This is a genomic window from Segatella sinensis (genome assembly GCF_040095255.1).
Lineage (GTDB): Bacteria > Bacteroidota > Bacteroidia > Bacteroidales > Bacteroidaceae > Prevotella > Prevotella sinensis.
Genome location: NZ_JBBNGE010000018.1, coordinates 1 through 17,286, shown reverse-complemented (window position 1 = coordinate 17,286; position 17,286 = coordinate 1). Strand labels below are relative to the sequence as shown.

Here is a 17,286-nt window from a genome sequence, read left to right as displayed (position 1 = left end):
GTTGCTTTTAAATTATAAGGAGCGAGGTTTTTGGGGAACCTCGCTCCTTGTTGTTATTCATTAAGAAAAGATTCGCTTCTATTTTGTTTCAGAAGAATCTCTTGTGGAAAAGATTCGCTTCCTAGTTGAAGAAGTTCCAGCTTACACCCATTCTGAAAACTCGCTGGTTCATCGGATAGTGAGGGGTGAAGAAGTAGTTCTTGTCGCCCTGACCTGCATTCAAATGGCTCATCATCACGAAGAAGCGGGTGTGCTTGATGTGAACATTGGCGTAGGCATTGACGATAGGGTAGTTGCCCACCTTCACGTTCTTCTCGCCGTTGCCCTGTACGGTATATTGACCGATGTAAGGAGAATAATCCGGAGCCTCGTAGCTGGTGAAGTATCTGGCGTCGGCACCCAGCTCGATATTCAGTACTTTTACCACCTTGAACTTGATGAAGAGGTTGGTATATACGTTGAGGTCTGGCACTGGCAGGGTACTCTTGCTGCTGGTATGCTGGTAGGTGATCATATTCTGCCAGTTGAAAATACCGAACTTGAAGTCCTGTTGCAGCTGCGCTGTAATCAGATTGATGGCGTCGCCGCTCTGCATTGGTGTCACTATTACGCCTGTGCGCAGACCATTTTCTGTAATCGTATATTGCTGTGAGAAATAAGTATAGTTCTTGATTTCATCCACAGCCACACGCAGCGTGGTGTTAGTCTTGCCGAATCTCAGAGTTCCCATAATGCGGGTATGGATAATCTTGCTCAGATCATCATCCCACCAGAGATGTCGGGCGTGATACTTGCGATAGTAGAACGATGGCGTTTCGTGATGTATGAATGCATCGCCTCTTACCTGTACGGTGTCACCCAGGAATGGCAGGTTGATGTCTGCGCTTCCGTCGATTGCAAAGGTGCCGGCATCCACTCCGGTGAGTCCTACCTCGCCCACGACATTATAGTGAAGGGTCTTGCCCTGAGTCTTACTCAGCTGACCGCCTACGCTCAGAACATGCTCGTTGAACTTCTCTAATCCGCCTTCGGTATTCGGCAGTTCGTAGTGGCGGAGGTCATAGCTGGCGAAAGCTTTCAGACCAGCCTTTGCCCACTTGCTAAATCCCTCGAGCGTTCCCATTGCCACGGTGTTCTTGATGCGCCAGTGACGGGTCTGATCGTAGATAGAATCGCCTGTAAACTTGCCGGCATTGTAGTACTCCTTGAGATAGTAGTCCTGTGGAGTCTGGTAAGCCTGGTAGATACGCTTGTAGTTATCAAACTGCACGGTGTGGATGAAGCTTGTAACTGGAACATATTCAGTCTTGAAGAAGAGTGAGTCCTGCGCTTTCTTCTTCTCTACGGTGAGCAGACTGTCTGCCATTGTCTTGCTGTTTACGGCAATTCGAGTGCTGTCGCCCTTGAAGTCCTGGGCAGCCTTGTTCGCAGCTATCGCCTTGTTGTTCTTGGCTGGTTCATCGCCGGCAATCTTTGCATCTGTAGGACGACCTGAGAACAGCTTCTTCTGATTTTTATCGAAAGCCTTTTCGTCAAACTCCCTGCCTTGTTCTTTTGCCTTCTTTCTTGCCTCCTCCTTGGCTTCCTCGGCTGCATTGTCCTTAGCAGACTCCATTGCGAATTTCTTAGCCTTGATTTCTTCCTCTGTCATCTTCACCTTGCGGCTGAAGCCCACGTTGTAGCGATGGGTGAAGAAGATGTGTTGGTTGTCGTTGCGATTCCAGTTCTGCTGCAGCACGGTAGGAATTTCGTTGGTGGCGAAACTCTCGGTGAAGAGCTCCGGATGCTTGATGTAGTCATCATTGGAGATACCTCCGTTCTCCGTCACCTTCTGGTGATTGGTGCTGAAGAGGAAGTGCGCCTGGTAGCGGTCGCCCAGATAAGAAGTCCACATCGTATATTTGAAGTGCGCCGTGCTCTGTGCATCGTAGTAGCCGCGACCGTATTTGTAGTCGAATCGGAATCCGCCACCTAGCTGCTTGTTGGCATTTACCGCAAAGATTGCCTTGAAGTCATCCTCACCGTTGGTTCTGTCACCGCAGCTATTCAGCGTGATGTTGGTGATAGGCGAGTAGGTGTTGGTGAAGTGAAAGTCACTCACCGGGGTAACGATGTTGTCGTATGGCTCGGTGAAGATGAAGTTGCCCTGCGTGTTGCGTCGGTCGATGAAGATGCGGTTGATGCGGGCGGTACCCATATTGCCCAGGGTGTTGTACTCTCCGCGCAGTCCTTCGGTGAAGGTAGTGTTCTGGTACATTGCCTGCATGGTGTCCACCACGGCAGCCCGGGTATCTCCAAATCTCTCATCCACAGTCCATACCCTGATGCCCTTCGGAATCTCCTTGTCAGTGCCCAGCGAGTCGGTGTTGATGCGGTTGCCGGTCTGTGGGCGGAACTGTGAGTCTTCGTTATTGTTGAAATCCGTAAAATCGCGTTGTGCCGCAACTGGTAGAGCTGCAGCACAAGCTAGGATTGTAGAGAATAATATTTTCTTCATTTCTTATTTATTGAATAAGCGGATGCAAGCCTATTTTGAATGGTCGGATGCAAACCTTTCTTATTTTTTGAATAGTCGGATGCAAACCTCGGCAATTTTCAAGACTACGCCGATGATCAGCATTACATTGGCAATCGTGCGGTCATCCATTTGGGTCCAGAGTATGACACCTACGATGGCGAAGAGCATAAATCCGATGTTGAGCCAGTTTCTGGCTACGAGCATGTTGCTCTTGTCTGCATACTCCAATCTTCTGTGTTGGCGACGGGTTGGGCGCACGGCATAGCTGGTCTGTGGCTGCGTCTGAGACGCCTCATGGCTCTGGCTCTGTGGCTGCGCCTTTGCGGTTTCCTCGCTCTGTGGGATGTTTGTTATGTTGTTATCTTTTGTCTGATCCATATTTTATAAGATGATTTTTATTTTCGAACAAGTTTGGTCAGATCATTGAAGATCTGGTCCTTGCGGTCAATGGTTCCGCGGCGGAACTTGCCGTAGATCTTGGCCAAGTCGTTTTTCTTCTTGGTCAGGGCATATTTGTCGGTAATCACATTCTCTGCAGGCTCCTTGAAACCGGTGCTTCTGCCTTCCTCGTAGTTGAATACGATTCGGGTCATGGAGAGGTGGAGATGGTTGTCGCTGATGGTTGCTACCAGCTGGTACTTAGTCTCAGAGCGGTCGAGAGAGATGAACGACTGATTGAAGACAAACCATTCGTCCATGATACAGGCGATGATCTGCTCGTTCTTGTTGTTTCTGTTCACCAGGGGGATGCGGCTGTTGATGTTCTGCTCATTCTTGATGAGCTTGCTCATATACTGGAAAACGATGTTGTAGATTTCGTCTGCGCTCTTTCCGTTTGCCTGGGTGTCGAGAACAAATTCCACTTTTCCCTCGGCATTAAGCTGGATGGCTCCCGCCAGGTATTTCGGATCTTCCTTGAGCACCACGCCCTCGGCAGTCTTTTCCACCTTTTTCTCTTCTATCTCCTCTGTCACGGTTGGTACGATCCAACCCGCACCTTCAGAAGTTCCGGTAGTATTCTGCTTCTTGGTGGCATTATCCTGGATCTTCATCGAAGGCACCATTTCTGTAGCTGGTACAGAAGTCTTGGTAGCAGGCACCGAATTCTCTGCATTCTTCTTCAGCTTTTCTGTCTCCTGCTTCATTCTTTCAGCTTCCGCCTTTAATCTCGCAGCTTCCGCTTTCGTTTTCTCAGCTTCCGCCTTTATTTTTTCAGCTTCCGCCTTCACCTTAGCTGCTTCTGCCTGAGCCTTGGCTGCTTCCAGTGCCTTTTGGGCTTCTTCTAACTCTTTTTGCGCCTTTTCTAACTGCTGCTCAGGGGTAAGCACATTCTGTGCCTGCATGGTGAGAGCAGAAATCAGCACGAGTATTGAGATAAATATCTTTTTCATGATCTGTTGTTTAAATGTTTAATGTCTTGTCCTCCTCGTCCGAGTATAGGAGCTCGGAGGTGTTTCTAACATACAAAGGTATAAAAATAACTTGATATATTTCCATAAGGAAGCGATTATTTATACATTCTTTTGCTAAGTTAACAATATTTTTTAAGAAAAACGCTCCTAGTTTCAAATATTTTCGTATCTTTGCAAAAAAATATAGCTATAAATATGGGATTATTCGGATTATTTAGCAACAAAAAAAAGGAAACTCTCGATAAAGGCCTCGAAAAGACCAAGGAGAGCGTGTTTGGAAAATTGGCGCGTGCGGTGGCTGGTAAGTCAACCGTAGATGATGACGTGCTCGATGATTTGGAGGAGGTGCTCATCACATCCGATGTAGGTGTGGAGACTACCGTGAAGATCATCCGTCGTATCGAAGAGCGCGTGGCAAGAGATAAGTATGTTTCTACCTCAGAACTCAACAGAATCCTGAGAGAAGAGATTGCAAGCCTCCTAGAGGAAAATCATACCGATGACAATGAAAACTGGGATTTGCCTTCCGACCATAAACCATACGTGATTCTGGTAGTGGGGGTGAATGGTGTGGGCAAGACTACCACCATAGGAAAACTCGCCTATCAGTTTAAGAAGGCAGGCAAGAAGGTGTATCTCGGTGCTGCCGATACCTTCCGTGCCGCTGCTGTGGAACAGATCTGCATTTGGGGCGAGCGAGTAGGGGTGCCAGTGGTGAAGCAGCAGATGGGTTCTGACCCTGCCAGCGTGGCCTTCGATACCCTGCAGAGCGCCAAGGCGAACGGTGCCGACGTGGTGCTAATTGATACTGCCGGACGCCTTCATAATAAGGTGAACCTGATGAATGAGTTGAAGAAGATCAAGGAGGTGATGAAGAAGGTGATGCCTGAGGCTCCGGATGAGGTGATGCTCGTTCTGGATGGAAGTACCGGACAGAACGCTTTTGAGCAGGCTAAGCAGTTTGCTGCCGTTACCAATATCTCTTCGCTCGCCATTACAAAGCTCGATGGTACGGCTAAGGGTGGCGTGGTAATCGGTATCTCCGACCAGCTCAAGGTGCCAGTGAAGTATATTGGACTGGGTGAGGGCATGGAGGATCTCCAGCTCTTCAATAAATCTGAATTTGTTGACTCCCTCTTTAAACACTAGAATACAGGTGCTTATAGAATTTGAGAAAAGAATTAGATGAAGCTCGATGTAAAATAGTGGAGAAAAGAATTAGATTAAGATTATTATAGGATAAGTAGGATAAGAATGAAGAAAAATCAGATAGATATAGTAACCATGGGTTGCTCCAAGAATCTGGTGGACAGCGAGACCTTGATGAAGCTTTTCGAGGACAATGGCTACCACTGCGTTCATGACCCGAAACGCCCACAGGGTGAAATAGCCGTCATCAATACATGCGGCTTTATCGAGGATGCCAAGCAGGAGAGTATCGATACCATTCTGGAGTTCATCCAGGCTAAGGAAGAGGGACGACTCCGCAAGCTCTATGTGATGGGTTGTCTCTCACAGCGCTACCAGAAGGAACTGGAGGCAGAGATGCCCGAGGTGGATAAGTTTTATGGTAAGTTTAATTATAAGGAGTTGCTCAAGGAACTGGGCAAGGCTGATGTGCCTGCTTGCAGTGGAACCCGTCATCTCACTACTCCTCATCATTATGCCTATATCAAGATTTCTGAAGGTTGCAACCGCCGCTGTGCGTATTGTGCCATACCTATCATCACTGGCAAGCACGTTTCCCGTCCGATAGATGAAATACTCGATGAGGTGCGCCAACTGGTAGCCGATGGTGTGAAGGAATTCCAGATTATCGCCCAAGAGCTCACCTACTACGGCGTGGACCTGGACGGCAAGCATCACATCACCGAACTCATCAGCCGCATGGCGGATATTCCGGGTGTGAAGTGGATCCGTCTGCACTATGCTTATCCTAACCAGTTCCCGCTCGATTTGCTCGATGTGATGCGCGAGAAGCCAAACGTATGTAAGTATCTTGACATCGCCCTGCAGCATATCAGCGACAATATGCTCAACAGAATGCATCGCCACGTGAGCAAGCAGGAAACCATTGATCTGCTCAAGACCATCCGTGAGCGTGTGCCGGGCATTCATATCCGCACCACTTTGATGGTTGGTTTCCCTGGTGAGACTCAGGAAGACTTCCATGAATTGCTCGAATTCGTTCGTACTCAGCGCTTTGAGCGTATGGGTGCCTTTGCTTATTCTGAGGAGGAGGGTACCTACAGTGCCAATAACTACGAGGATGATGTTCCTGCCGAGGTGAAGCAGCGCCGTCTTGACGAACTGATGATTCTGCAGCAGGAAATCAGCGCAGAGGTAGAGGCTGAGAAAGTGGGCAAGATACTGAAGGTGATTATCGACCGCAAGGAGGGCGATTACTATATCGGAAGAACCGAATTCTGCTCGCCAGAGGTGGATCCTGAGGTGCTGATCAAGGCAGGAGAGAAGCGTCTGCGCATGGGTTGCTTCTACAATGTGAAGATTACCCAGAGCGAGGAGTTTGATCTCTACGGAGAAGTGGTAAAGTAATATGGGAGGTAATATTTTGACATCAGAATGAATAACAAGGAGTATATTGCAGAACTTGCTCAGCAGACTGGCTATTCACAGGACGACACCCAGAAGATGGTGCGCAAGGTGATAGATGCCATGATTGCTGAATTTGAGGATGGTGAGGCTGTCTCTATCCCCAACTTTGGTACGTTTGAGGTAAAGAAGCGCTTGGAGCGTGTGGTTGTTAATCCTACTACCAAGAAGCGCCAGCTTGTTCCGCCTAAGCTCGTACTCGGCTTCCGCCCTGTGGCCAGTGTCAAGGAAAAACTGAAGAATGGAGGTGAAGACTATGAGTAAGATTAGTTTAAGCGACTTGGCGCAGCGCCTGGCAGAGAAGTCGGGAATCAGTCTGCAGGATGCCGAACTGTTTATCAGAAAGATGTTTGATGTTGCCAACGAGGGGCTTCAGTCTGATAAGCTCGTGAAGATGAAGTGGCTTGGTACTTTTAAGGTAATGGCGGTGAAGGATCGTGAAAGCGTGGATGTGAACACGGGCGAGCGTATCATCATCGAGGGCCGTGACAAGATTTCCTTCACGCCCGATAATATTCTGAAGGAGATTGTGAACAAGCCTTTCGCCCAGTTTGAGACCGTTGTGGTGAATGATGGTGTTGATTTCGATGAAATCGACAGAAAATTTGAAAATGCTGAAGAGGACGGTTCTGTATTCGATTCTACGTTAGAGTGTGTTCCTAATTCAGATAATTCTTCCTTAGAATCTTTCGTTGAACAGGATTCTCCTGTAACAAGTGGTGTGATAGATTTTTTGGATGAAGAAAACGATGCTCCTGTTAGCGATGAAATGATTGTGATAGGAGAGAAGAGATTGTCTCAGGAAAATGTTGCTGAACCGGAAGAAAAGAAACCGGAAGGATCAGAACATGCAGCGACAGAACCTGCTGTATTTAAACCTGCAGTATCTGAACCGGAAGAATCTGAATCTGCAACTTCTGAATTGGAAACAAAGGAATCTGAAGTTCCAGCTCAGAATGAAGTTGAGTCTGTTGTTTCTGATGAAGAAAATGAATCAACATTAACAGAGAAAACTCCTATTGCAGAGAAAGTTCCTTCAGATGGAGAAAATTCTATTACTGAAATTCCTATTGTAGAGGAAGCTTCTTCAGATGAGGAAACTCCTTCTTCAGATGAGGAAACCGATAAGCGACATGTTGTTTTGCCTCGTTATCTGGTTATTGCAGCGAGCGTAGTATTCCTGGCAATGATAGGAGGCTTTGGTTGGTTTGCTTTTAATTATGGCAAGATGGCTGCCCAGCGTGATCATCTCGCTCTACAGTTGGATAATTACCAGCAGATTGCGACAGAGAAGAAGACGCCAACCAAGTCTGCTTCAACGCAGGAAGAAATTCTTCGCAAAAAGGCTATCGAGGATAGTGTAAGAATGGCACAGGCAAGTGAAGCTGTCAAGAAAGTCGAAAATGCCGAGCAGAATATGAATGCGACGGTTGATAAGCAATCAATTGATGTAAAATCGGCTGAGGCAAAGAAGAATTTGGAAGCCATGAAACTCGCTGATGCAAAGAATTTGGCTGATGCGAAAAGACAGGTTGAGGCAAAGAAACTTGCAGATGCAAAGAAACAGCAGGAGACAAAAAAGCTTGCAGAAGCTAAGAAGAAAGAAGAAGCCAGAAAACAGGCAGAAAAGCATGCTGCCCAGGCAAGCAGCAAATACGACCAGGATGCTCGTGTTCGAACCGGAGCCTATCGTATTATTGGTGTTTCCGCGGTAGTTACGGCAAGAGAAGGACAAACTATCAAGTCGCTCAGCCAAAAGTACTTAGGTCCAGGAATGGAATGTTACGTAGAAGCTCTGAATGGTACTTCCCTGTTGAAACCAGGTCAGAAAGTCAAGATTCCGAAGTTGGAATTGAAGAAAAAGAAATAATTTTAAAGAAATTATTTGAAAATACAAGAAGGTGTGTCATAAGTCTCTGACACACCCTCTTTTTCGTTTCTTCATTCGATGAATAATGAAGCATCCTCTTTCGTAAAATACCTTTTGAGATTTTATTTCTTCTCCAATTCCTGAAGGCTTTCCATTTTCTTTGTTTCCAGGAACTCGTAGATTCCGCAGAGATGCTCGCGGACGCGACCATGCCCGAATTCGTACACCTTGCTGACCAGACCATCCAGGAAGTCACGGTCGTGACTCACTACAATCAGCGTGCCGTCGAAATCCAGCAGCGCCTGCTTCAGTACATCCTTCGTCTTGAGATCCAGATGGTTGGTAGGCTCATCGAGAATCAGCAGATTCACCGGCTCCAACAGCAGCTTCAGGATAGCCAGACGGGTTCTTTCTCCACCCGACAAAACCTTTACCTTCTTGGTAGAATCCTCGCCACCAAACATGAATGCACCCAGCAAATCGCGAATCTTATTTCTGATTTCGCCCTTGGCAACATCATCTATCGTCTGGAAAACCGTAAGCTCGCCATCGAGCAGAGAAGCCTGATTCTGAGCAAAATAGCCAATCTGGACATTGTGTCCTAATTCCAGCTTACCCTCGTTCTGAAGCTTCCCCATGATGCATTTTACGAGCGTAGATTTACCCTCACCGTTTCTTCCCACGAAGGCAATCTTGTCGCCACGCTCCACGGTAAGATTCACGCCGCTGAATATCTGCTTGTCATCAAACGACATCGCCACGTCACTCATCTGAACCGGATAGGCTCCGCTTCTTGGACTCGGAGGAAACTTCAGTCTCAGTCGGCTGGTATCCTCCTCGTCCACCTCGATCAGTTCCAGCTTTTCGAGCATCTTCACGCGGCTCTGCACCTGGAAAGTCTTCGAATACGTACCCTTGAATCGCTCGATGAAGTCCTTGGTCTCGGCAATCATCTTCTGCTGTTCCTCATATTTCTTCATCTGCTGTTCGCGGCGTTCCTTGCGCAGTTCCAGATACTGGCTGTAGGTAGCCTTGTAGTCGTAGATTCTGCCCATGGTAACCTCGATGGTTCTTGTTGTAATGTCGTCTACGAATTTTCGGTCGTGACTGATCACTACCACCGCTTTCGAACTGTTGATGATGAAGTCTTCGAGCCATCCGATAGATTCTATGTCGAGGTGGTTGGTAGGCTCATCCAGGAGCAGCACGTCAGGCGATTTCAGCAGCAGTTTGGCAAGCTCGATACGCATGCGCCAACCTCCCGAAAACTCGCTGGTAGGGCGGTTGAAGTCAGAGCGTTCGAAGCCCAGACCGAGTAGAGTCTTCTCTACATCCTCCTCGAAGTGGGTCATGTCGATTGCATAGAATTTCTCAGACAATGAAGATACCTTTTCGATGAGCTGCATATAGTCGTCGCTGTCATAATCCGTGCGGGTAGTGAGCTCGTTGTTGATGCGGTCAATCTCCGTCTGCATCCCGTGGAGATGGGCGAACGCCTGGCAGGTTTCCTCGAATACTGTTCTTCCGTCTTCGGTCATCAGATGTTGAGGCAGATAGGCGATGACGCAGTCTTTTGGAGCGGAAACGGAGCCACGTGTGGCTGTTCTTACGCCTGCGATGATCTTGAGCAGGGTACTTTTTCCTGCGCCATTCTTGCCCATCAGGGCTATACGGTCCTTCTCGTTGATCTGGAAGGAAATGTCTTTGAATAGGGTGGTGCCGCCGAATTCTACGGTCAACCCATCAACTGTAATCATATCTGTTTCTTATTCTATATGTTTTATAAATTCTTGTTCTTTTTATATTACAAATCGCTTGAATAACCAAATGCCACACGGCGATGCTCCCTGATGGAAATTTCAGACAGGAGGGTTACCGATGTCCAGAGGGCCAGATCGCTTAGCGTGGCAGGATAGCGGATGCTTCCCGCCGAATCTGCACTTGCGTTTTTTGTCAGTTCTGCGGCAACGCATCTCAACATGATGTAGTCCATCCCCTGGTGATGGCTGTCGTGCTTCAGGGCTTTCTCGCCCCAGAGCTGCCATTCGCGGCTTTCGTATAGAGCCAGGATGGCGTGGTCGTCTTGCCAGGTTTCCGAGTTCATCTCCTCCAGGTAGATGCGTCGGTTCACGCCGTCCCAGATGCCCAGCGAACCCTGTACCTCAAAGTCGAGACTTCTTGGGCGAGGCAGGGTCGTGTCATGAGTGAGTGAGATGAGCGTTCCGCCCTGGGTTTCAATCTGCGTAGAGATGATGTCGCCCAGGGTGATGGGAGTAGTATCATCTTCTGACATGTGCTGGCGAAGTCCCACCGCCTTGGTGGCGAAGGAAGTGAGCCAGGCGAGATGGTCTGTTTTCCCGATGCCCAGAATCATGCAGAGCGGACCGAGTCCATGGGTGGGATAGATGTCGGCGTTGTGGTGCGAGTAGAAACGGCTTCTCCACACGCTTTCCGTACCTTTTCGTCCACCCAGCACCCCATTGTCATCGAGCAGCAGCTTGCGTAGGTCGTGGCGGTAACCGCCTCTCATATAGATGATTTCTCCAAGTGCTCCTTCATCCACCATTCTTTTTACAGCAAGGATTTCTCGCATGAAGAGGGTGTTCTCCAGCGGAAAAACCTTTACTCCTTTCTGTTGGGCGATTTCCTGTAGCGGGGCATATTCATCCTGGCAGAGTCCGCCTTTGATTTCGAGAGCCACATGGCAGTTTCGCAGTATGCATTCCGTGGCGTGAGTGATGTGGAGGTGCCAGGGGGTGGTGATGAAAACCAGATTGGGCTGTTGCTCGTCGAGCATCATCTTGTAGGCTTCCTCGCCCTTATAGAAGGAAGCGCCCGGAGATTCCGAATCCCCGCAGCCGTTGATGTCGGCGATACCGACAATCTCATAGCTTTCAATCGTGCGTAACAGCCGCAGCAATTGTTTACCCCGATATCCGAATCCTATCAATGCAGTCTTTATATGTTTCATCAGATTTTTCTTTGCTTCTGCAAATTTAGATTAAATTTCTGAATTATAAGCCAGTATAATAAAAAAATTCAATGATTTCCCTCGAATTGTGCGAAATTAGCCTTGTTTTTCGAGAAATCAAGACTGTGGTTTTCACAACTACCCCTCAGATGCACTGTGAGGCTTCTGAGAACAAAATCAAGAGCAACCTCCGTTTTGAGAAAGGAATCAAGAGTATCGAGACTTCAGTTCCTAACCAGACGGTTACCGTAAAGTACAATGCCGACAAGACCACTATTCCTTTCTTTTGATTCCTGGTTCAGCAGCCATCATTGGCTGATTCTCTTCAGGCAAAACATACGGCTTGCTGAAGTGGAGTGGAGAAGAATTTGTTGCCGCCTCAATCTCGCCACGCAACCGTTCTTTCAATTTCGTGTTTCTGCTGCTCACAGTCAGATTTCTTACAGCATAGGCGAGGGCTTTGGGCTGACCGATGAGCACGCAGATTTTCTTGGCTCTCGTGATTCCGGTGTAGATGAGGTTGCGCTGAAGCATCACGAAATGAGTCATCAGGATAGGGATGACCACGATGGGATATTCCGAACCCTGACTCTTGTGTATGGTGGTGGCGTAGGCCAACGTCAACTCATCCAGCTCCGCTGCCTCGTATTCAGCTGAATGATCCTCGAAACTCACGGAGATGGTGCGGTCTTCCATATTCACCTTCTCTATGGTTCCGATGTCTCCATTGAATACATTCTTGTCGTAATTATTTCTGATCTGCATTACGCGGTCGCCCAGTTTGTAGATGGTTCCGCCACGGCTGATTCCCATGTTGGATGTGTTGAGTGCCTGCTGCAGCATCATGTTCAGATTGGCTGCACCTACCACGCTTCTCTGCATCGGGGTAAGCACCTGGATGTTACTCTGTGGCTGATTGTAAGCTTTTGTCAGACGGTATTTTACAAGATTCACGATTTCCGTAGCCACTTGCTCTGGATCTTCATTCTTGATAAAGAAAAAATCGGTCTGTTTGCCGTTGCTCGTGTCCGGATAATATCCCTGGTTGATGGCGTGGGCACTCATGATGATTCGGCTCGACTGCGCCTGTCGGAAGATGCGGGTGAGTCGGATGACCGGAATTTTCTCTGAGTCGATGATATCGCGTAGAACGTTTCCGGCTCCCACACTCGGCAGCTGGTCAATGTCGCCCACCAGCACCAGGCGCATGTGCTCCGGAATCGCCTTCATCAGATTATACATCAGGATGATATCTATCATCGAACACTCATCCACGATCAGCGCATCACCCTCCAGCGGGTTCTCCTCGTTGCGCTTGTATCCGTCCTGCGGATTAAACTCCAGCAGCCGATGGATGGTTTTGGCTTCCATTGCCGTAGCCTCACTCATTCGCTTGGAAGCTCTGCCCGTAGGAGCCGCCAGCAGAATTCTCATTCCTGCCGTTTTGTAAGCAGAAATGATACCTTGCGTCGTCGTGGTCTTTCCTGTTCCAGGGCCACCCGTCAGCACCATCACTTTAGAGCGTACTGCCTGCTCAATGGCGGCAATCTGCACCTCGTCGTATCTGATGCCTGAAGCCTTTTCTATTGCCTGGATATCGGCCTGCATATTGAAGAGGGTAGGTCCCTGACCGTGCATTAACTCCAGCAGTTTCTTTGCCGTTCCTCGTTCAGAATGATAGAAGGGAGGCAGATAGATGGCTTCGTTCTCACGGATGAGATTTTCTGATATGATCATTTCCGCTATGGCTTGTCTGATAGGTTCTTCATCAGCTTCGAGCAGTTTCTTGGCGGCTTCTATAAGCTGTTCTTCTACAGCATAAACGTGACCTTCGTTGGAGAGTTCGTTTAGGGTGTAGCTGATTCCGCTCTTGCATCTTCTCAGATCGTTCTTCTCATAACCCATCTTGCTGGCTATTCCGTCGGCGGTCTTGAATCCAATGCCCCAGATGTCATCGGCAAGACGGTAGGGATTCTCCTTCACGTTGTCGATGCTTTCCTTGCCATACTGTCGGTAGATCTTGGCGGCGTAAGCAGTGCTCACGCCATACTGCTGCAGGAAGATCATCACGTTCTTGATGTCCTTCTGCTTCTCCCAGCTGTCGCGGATTTTCTCCACGCGTTTCTTGCCGATTCCGGCAACCTCGTAGAGTCGTTTGATGTCTTCTTCTATTACCTCGATGGTTTCCGTTCCGAACCTCTCCACTATCAGGTGAGCAAACTTCGGACCGATGCCTTTCACCAGTCCGCTGCCCAGGTATTTCTCGATTCCATATACGGTGGCAGGCATTACCTCTTCCCAGGTTTCGCAGGCAAACTGCTGTCCGTATCGCTTGTCCATCTTCCAGTCGCCATTGCACAGCAGTACCGCTCCCACTGGAACATCCAGCAGGTTTCCCACCAGGGTAACCAGGTCGGAATATCCCTTCACCTTGACTTTCATCACGGAATATCCGTTTTCCTGATTCTGGTAGGTAATCCGTTCTACCACGCAGCGTATCTTGATCATACCTTCTTCAAAATATTATCTTTCGATGATGTGATTGATAACGATTCCTGCTATTGCCATTCCGAATGTAGCGGTGATGTGGCAGAGTGAGCCGTTGATCTGTGGCTTCGTAGATGTCCATTCGTCCTCTACGAGTCGCTGGTCGCTCATGTTCTGCATCGGTTTTTCCTCGCTGAACACGCACTGGAATTTGCGGCGGGGGAAGGTCTTGTTCTTCTTGAATTTCTTGCGCAGGGCTCTTGCCAGCGGATCGCCATCAACCTTCCAGAACTCAGCTTTCCTCACCATGAAAGGGTCGCGGCGGAGGGCTGCTCCCATCGAAGATACGAAGGTGATTTCCTTTGGAAGAGCAGTGGCACGCAGAATCAGGTCGGCCTTGTCTTTCAGCGAGTCTATGGCGTCGATGATGTAGTCGTATTCCTCCATGTGGAACTCTTCTGCGGTTTCTGCCTGATAGATTTTCTGATAAGCCGTGATGTTGGCTTCAGGGTTGATTTCAAGCAGGCGGTCGCGCAGCGCATCTACCTTTACCTGTCCGATGGTGCGGCTTGTTGCCATCAGCTGGCGGTTGCAGTTGGTCACGCATACGCGGTCGCTATCCACGATGGTGATGTTGCGCACGCCGCTGCGCACCAGTCCCTCTGCGCACCATGAACCCACGCCTCCGATTCCGAAGATGAGCACTCGCGCTTGCTGAATTTTTTCAAGATTATCTTTTCCCAGGAGCAGTTCTGTGCGTCGCTGCATTCCCCGCTCCATAGTTGTGATTTGATTTCCCATTCAATTATCTTTTTTATTATCTTTCAACTTTGCTTTGCGCAATTCAGGTGCAAAGATACAAATAATAATTCGAAAAGTAATCATCCGACTGTTTTTTTGTTTAGAAAAATCTTCCTATTCTTCCACAATCTGCATGATGCGCCTGATGTTTCTGTTGCAATGGTTGATGATGAGCGGAACACGTTCTACCACCACCATGGATGTGTCGAGGCCCAAAGCCTTAGGCTCGTCAATGCCTATCTTGCCGATAAGGGCATAGATGGTCATCAGCAGGTTCTGTTGACGGTTGTCGGAACTCTCCGGGTAATATACGCGGTGGATGATGATGAAGCGGAAGTCGCCAGGTATTCCGTTTTTGCGGAGCGAAGGATAGGTACTTCTCAGATCTACCTTCTTGCTTGCCACCAGGTCTTCTACCACTTGTCGCAGATAGAGGCTCACCCTAGGCTCAATGCGGAAACCTATGCGCATGGTTACACTGTAGAGGGTGTCGGGAACCAGGGTCTCGCAACTGTACTCCAGCGTGTCAGGAGTATCTGCAAATTCCAGATTGATAAGCCAGTAATGGTCAGCACGCTTGGGCTGCTTGTTGATGATAGAATAGAGCAGCTTGTCATCCACCGCACCTTCCTTGTCGGCATGGTTCACATAAACCAGATTGGATGCGTACTTGGGGATGCTCTCGTCGGCCTTGATATCGGAGATAATCTGATAATACTCATTCAGCGGTTTGGTGCTGATGTAATGATGGCGGATCTTGATGGCGTGGACCCATACATACATCATCAGGAACAGGATTCCGCCAATAAGCATCGTACACCATCCTCCTGCGAGGAATTTTGACAGGTTGGCGGCAAGGAAAATGCCCTCGATAACGCAATATGCGCCCATAAAGAGCAGGATGAAGATGCGCGCCACACCCTTGGTGCGCAGGTAGAAACCGAGCAGCAGGGTGGTCATCAGCATGGTGATGGTGATGGCGAGACCATAAGCTGCCTCCATGTGCGAGGAGTCGCGGAAGAGCAGGATGATGAGAACCACGCCGATGTACATGGCGAGGTTGATTACCGGGATATAGAGCTGTCCCTTTACATGGGTAGGATGCTTGATTCGCATGCGTGGCCAGAAGTGCAGGTTCATGGCTTCGCTCAATATGGAGAAGGTGCCGCTGATAAGTGCCTGACTGGCAACGATTGCCGCACCCGTGGCCATGATGATGGCAAAAATCAGCATGTTCTGGGGCATGATGGAAAAGAACGGATTCACGGAGGAGGCAGTCTGGATATGGTTCAGCACCCATGCTCCCTGACCCAAATAGTTGAGGATGAGCATGGCCTTTACGAAAAGCCAGCTGATGGTGATGTTCTTTCTGCCGCAGTGACCCAGGTCGGAGTAAAGTGCCTCAGCACCGGTGGTACAGAGGAACACGGCACCCAGAATCAGGAACCACTCTGGAGATTTTGCCAGCAGCATGGCAGCATAGTAGGGGTTGAATGCCTTCAGAATCAATGGGTAAGAGGTGATGCTGAAAGCTCCCGTTACGCCCAGCAGCAGGAACCATATCAGCATGAATACTCCGAACGACTTGCCTATGCTCTCTGTGCCAAAGCGTTGCACAAAGAAGATGATGGTGATGATGCCCAGTGTGATGGGGATGACTGGCAGGTGGGGACTGATGCTTTCGAGTCCTTCGATGGCTGTGGTAACCGTGATGGCAGGGGTGATGATTCCATCTGCCAGCAGGGTGCTGGCACCGATGATGGCCAGTAAGTAAATCCATTTTCTCTTCATCTTGCGCAACAGGGCGTAGAGGGCGAGAATGCCTCCTTCGCCATTGTTATCGGCACGCAGCGCCACACATACGTATTTGATGGTGGTCTGCAGGGTGAGTGTCCAGATGATGCACGACAATGCGCCCAGGATGGTGCTCTCGTTGATGGCTTCACCCGTGTGCAGGATGGCCTTCATCACGTAGAGTGGGGATGTACCTATATCTCCAAACACAATGCCCAGAGTGATGAGCAATCCCAGGAAGCCTACTCGATGATGGCAGGCTACTGAACTTTCCGAATTTTCTCTCATATAACTTCTCTTATTAAATTAAAATATTATCCTTTTTTAATTAAGGAATTATCCCTTTAAATTAAAGTATTATCCTTATTGAGCCCACTTTAAAAAGTAAGGCCTGTTTAAAATGTTTATATTTCATGATAATAATCTTCGATTTATGCCATTATCTGGAGTATTTTTCGTATCTTTACACCATCAATCAAACAGAATGACTATGTTTAAAAAGACAGATCCGAATCCTCAGTTAGATATATTCACAGCTCCCTCAATGCAGTTAGGAAGTCGTGCTTCAAAGAAGTATTCAGACCCCAACGCATGGCATAACCAATTCTATAGTCTCGTGACAACCAAGATTGATGAGGAGATATTCAAGCCTTTGTTCCCTGAAGGCAAGAAGAGCGGCCGCCCAAACGCTTCCATCCGCATACTCGTGGCTATGTCTGTCTTAAAGGAGGGATTCGGTTGCAGCGACGAGGATCTGTTTGAGAAGTGCGAGTTTGACCTTCTTACCAGAAAGGCTCTCGGCATGGAACTTCTGACTGAT

14 protein-coding genes are annotated in these 17,286 nt (G+C 48.5%); 6 read left to right on the top strand and 8 right to left on the bottom strand.

The genetic code is table 11. The features are described 5' to 3' along the window. Positions 1 to 121: 121 nt before the first annotated feature. Genes AAAT87_RS06855 through AAAT87_RS06845 form a run of 3 tightly spaced genes read right to left on the bottom strand, consistent with a single transcriptional unit; the run spans position 122 to position 3,909 of the window. Entirely contained in the window at positions 122 to 2,497 is a 2,376-nt protein-coding gene (locus tag AAAT87_RS06855; protein ID WP_349226031.1) for a putative porin, read from the bottom strand. A gap of 60 nt (positions 2,498 to 2,557) precedes the next feature. Beyond that, complete coding sequence (locus AAAT87_RS06850; protein ID WP_295025067.1) at positions 2,558 to 2,896, bottom strand: mechanosensitive ion channel protein MscS; 339 nt, start codon at positions 2,894 to 2,896, stop codon at positions 2,558 to 2,560. A gap of 17 nt (positions 2,897 to 2,913) precedes the next feature. Continuing rightward, positions 2,914 to 3,909 (bottom strand): DUF4468 domain-containing protein, encoded by a 996-nt coding sequence (locus AAAT87_RS06845; protein WP_349226030.1) that lies wholly within the window; start codon positions 3,907 to 3,909, stop codon positions 2,914 to 2,916. A 216-nt stretch (positions 3,910 to 4,125) separates the two neighbouring features. On the opposite strand from AAAT87_RS06845, the gene ftsY reads away from it, so the two are divergent. From ftsY to AAAT87_RS06825, 4 genes are all read left to right on the top strand, one after another. Continuing rightward, positions 4,126 to 5,079, top strand: a complete 954-nt coding sequence (gene ftsY, locus AAAT87_RS06840; RefSeq protein ID WP_089542699.1) for a signal recognition particle-docking protein FtsY — start codon at positions 4,126 to 4,128, stop codon at positions 5,077 to 5,079. A 105-nt stretch (positions 5,080 to 5,184) separates the two neighbouring features. Continuing rightward, positions 5,185 to 6,486, top strand: coding sequence for a 30S ribosomal protein S12 methylthiotransferase RimO (rimO, locus tag AAAT87_RS06835; RefSeq protein ID WP_349226029.1), 1,302 nt, complete (start codon positions 5,185 to 5,187; stop codon positions 6,484 to 6,486). A 27-nt stretch (positions 6,487 to 6,513) separates the two neighbouring features. After that, a complete protein-coding gene (locus tag AAAT87_RS06830) occupies positions 6,514 to 6,807 on the top strand; it encodes an HU family DNA-binding protein (protein ID WP_089542697.1) in 294 nt (97 codons plus the stop codon). Then, positions 6,800 to 8,413, top strand: a complete 1,614-nt coding sequence (locus AAAT87_RS06825; protein ID WP_349226028.1) for an HU family DNA-binding protein — start codon at positions 6,800 to 6,802, stop codon at positions 8,411 to 8,413. Before AAAT87_RS06830 ends, AAAT87_RS06825 begins: the two co-directional genes overlap by 8 nt. A gap of 122 nt (positions 8,414 to 8,535) precedes the next feature. Here AAAT87_RS06825 and AAAT87_RS06820 read toward each other — a convergent pair whose 3' ends face one another. Continuing rightward, a complete protein-coding gene (locus AAAT87_RS06820) occupies positions 8,536 to 10,170 on the bottom strand; it encodes an ABC-F family ATP-binding cassette domain-containing protein (RefSeq protein WP_349226027.1) in 1,635 nt (544 codons plus the stop codon). A 47-nt stretch (positions 10,171 to 10,217) separates the two neighbouring features. After that, positions 10,218 to 11,384 carry a Gfo/Idh/MocA family protein gene (locus tag AAAT87_RS06815; RefSeq protein ID WP_349226026.1) on the bottom strand — a complete coding sequence of 389 codons (1,167 nt, stop codon included), beginning with the start codon at positions 11,382 to 11,384 and terminating at the stop codon, positions 10,218 to 10,220. Between the two features lie 71 nt (positions 11,385 to 11,455). Here AAAT87_RS06815 and AAAT87_RS06810 point away from each other — a divergent pair, with 71 nt between their 5' ends. Continuing rightward, the gene (locus AAAT87_RS06810; RefSeq protein ID WP_296973876.1) at positions 11,456 to 11,674 is read left to right on the top strand and encodes a heavy-metal-associated domain-containing protein; all 219 of its coding nucleotides are present in this window, start codon (positions 11,456 to 11,458) and stop codon (positions 11,672 to 11,674) included. On the opposite strand, the gene recD2 is transcribed toward AAAT87_RS06810, so the two are convergent. The 3 genes from recD2 to AAAT87_RS06795 all read right to left on the bottom strand — a co-directional run bounded on the left by recD2 (position 11,658) and on the right by AAAT87_RS06795 (position 16,754). Next, the gene (gene recD2, locus AAAT87_RS06805; protein ID WP_349226025.1) at positions 11,658 to 13,892 is read right to left on the bottom strand and encodes an SF1B family DNA helicase RecD2; all 2,235 of its coding nucleotides are present in this window, start codon (positions 13,890 to 13,892) and stop codon (positions 11,658 to 11,660) included. The two genes, AAAT87_RS06810 and recD2, sit on opposite strands and share 17 nt — an antisense overlap. A gap of 15 nt (positions 13,893 to 13,907) precedes the next feature. Beyond that, positions 13,908 to 14,672, bottom strand: a complete 765-nt coding sequence (locus AAAT87_RS06800) for a tRNA threonylcarbamoyladenosine dehydratase (protein WP_295025108.1) — start codon at positions 14,670 to 14,672, stop codon at positions 13,908 to 13,910. Between the two features lie 114 nt (positions 14,673 to 14,786). After that, entirely contained in the window at positions 14,787 to 16,754 is a 1,968-nt protein-coding gene (locus AAAT87_RS06795) for a KUP/HAK/KT family potassium transporter (protein ID WP_295025109.1), read from the bottom strand. 196 nt (positions 16,755 to 16,950) lie between these two features. On the opposite strand from AAAT87_RS06795, the gene AAAT87_RS06790 reads away from it, so the two are divergent. Next, on the top strand, positions 16,951 to 17,286 hold a 336-nt coding region (locus AAAT87_RS06790), incomplete at its 3' end, for a transposase (RefSeq protein WP_349226024.1).

Bases quoted from the DNA above. Each gene is read 5' to 3' on its own strand.
- AAAT87_RS06830 (WP_089542697.1), top strand. From the start codon at position 6,514: ATGAATAACAAGGAGTATATTGCAGAACTTGCTCAGCAGACTGGCTAT.
- AAAT87_RS06800 (WP_295025108.1), bottom strand. From the start codon at position 14,672: ATGGGAAATCAAATCACAACTATGGAGCGGGGAATGCAGCGACGCACA.
- AAAT87_RS06820 (WP_349226027.1), bottom strand. From the start codon at position 10,170: ATGATTACAGTTGATGGGTTGACCGTAGAATTCGGCGGCACCACCCTA.
- AAAT87_RS06825 (WP_349226028.1), top strand. From the start codon at position 6,800: ATGAGTAAGATTAGTTTAAGCGACTTGGCGCAGCGCCTGGCAGAGAAG.
- AAAT87_RS06855 (WP_349226031.1), bottom strand. From the start codon at position 2,497: ATGAAGAAAATATTATTCTCTACAATCCTAGCTTGTGCTGCAGCTCTA.
- AAAT87_RS06845 (WP_349226030.1), bottom strand. From the start codon at position 3,909: ATGAAAAAGATATTTATCTCAATACTCGTGCTGATTTCTGCTCTCACC.
- AAAT87_RS06815 (WP_349226026.1), bottom strand. From the start codon at position 11,384: ATGAAACATATAAAGACTGCATTGATAGGATTCGGATATCGGGGTAAA.
- AAAT87_RS06810 (WP_296973876.1), top strand. From the start codon at position 11,456: ATGATTTCCCTCGAATTGTGCGAAATTAGCCTTGTTTTTCGAGAAATC.
- recD2 (WP_349226025.1), bottom strand. From the start codon at position 13,892: ATGATCAAGATACGCTGCGTGGTAGAACGGATTACCTACCAGAATCAG.
- ftsY (WP_089542699.1), top strand. From the start codon at position 4,126: ATGGGATTATTCGGATTATTTAGCAACAAAAAAAAGGAAACTCTCGAT.
- AAAT87_RS06795 (WP_295025109.1), bottom strand. From the start codon at position 16,754: ATGAGAGAAAATTCGGAAAGTTCAGTAGCCTGCCATCATCGAGTAGGC.
- AAAT87_RS06850 (WP_295025067.1), bottom strand. From the start codon at position 2,896: ATGGATCAGACAAAAGATAACAACATAACAAACATCCCACAGAGCGAG.
- rimO (WP_349226029.1), top strand. From the start codon at position 5,185: ATGAAGAAAAATCAGATAGATATAGTAACCATGGGTTGCTCCAAGAAT.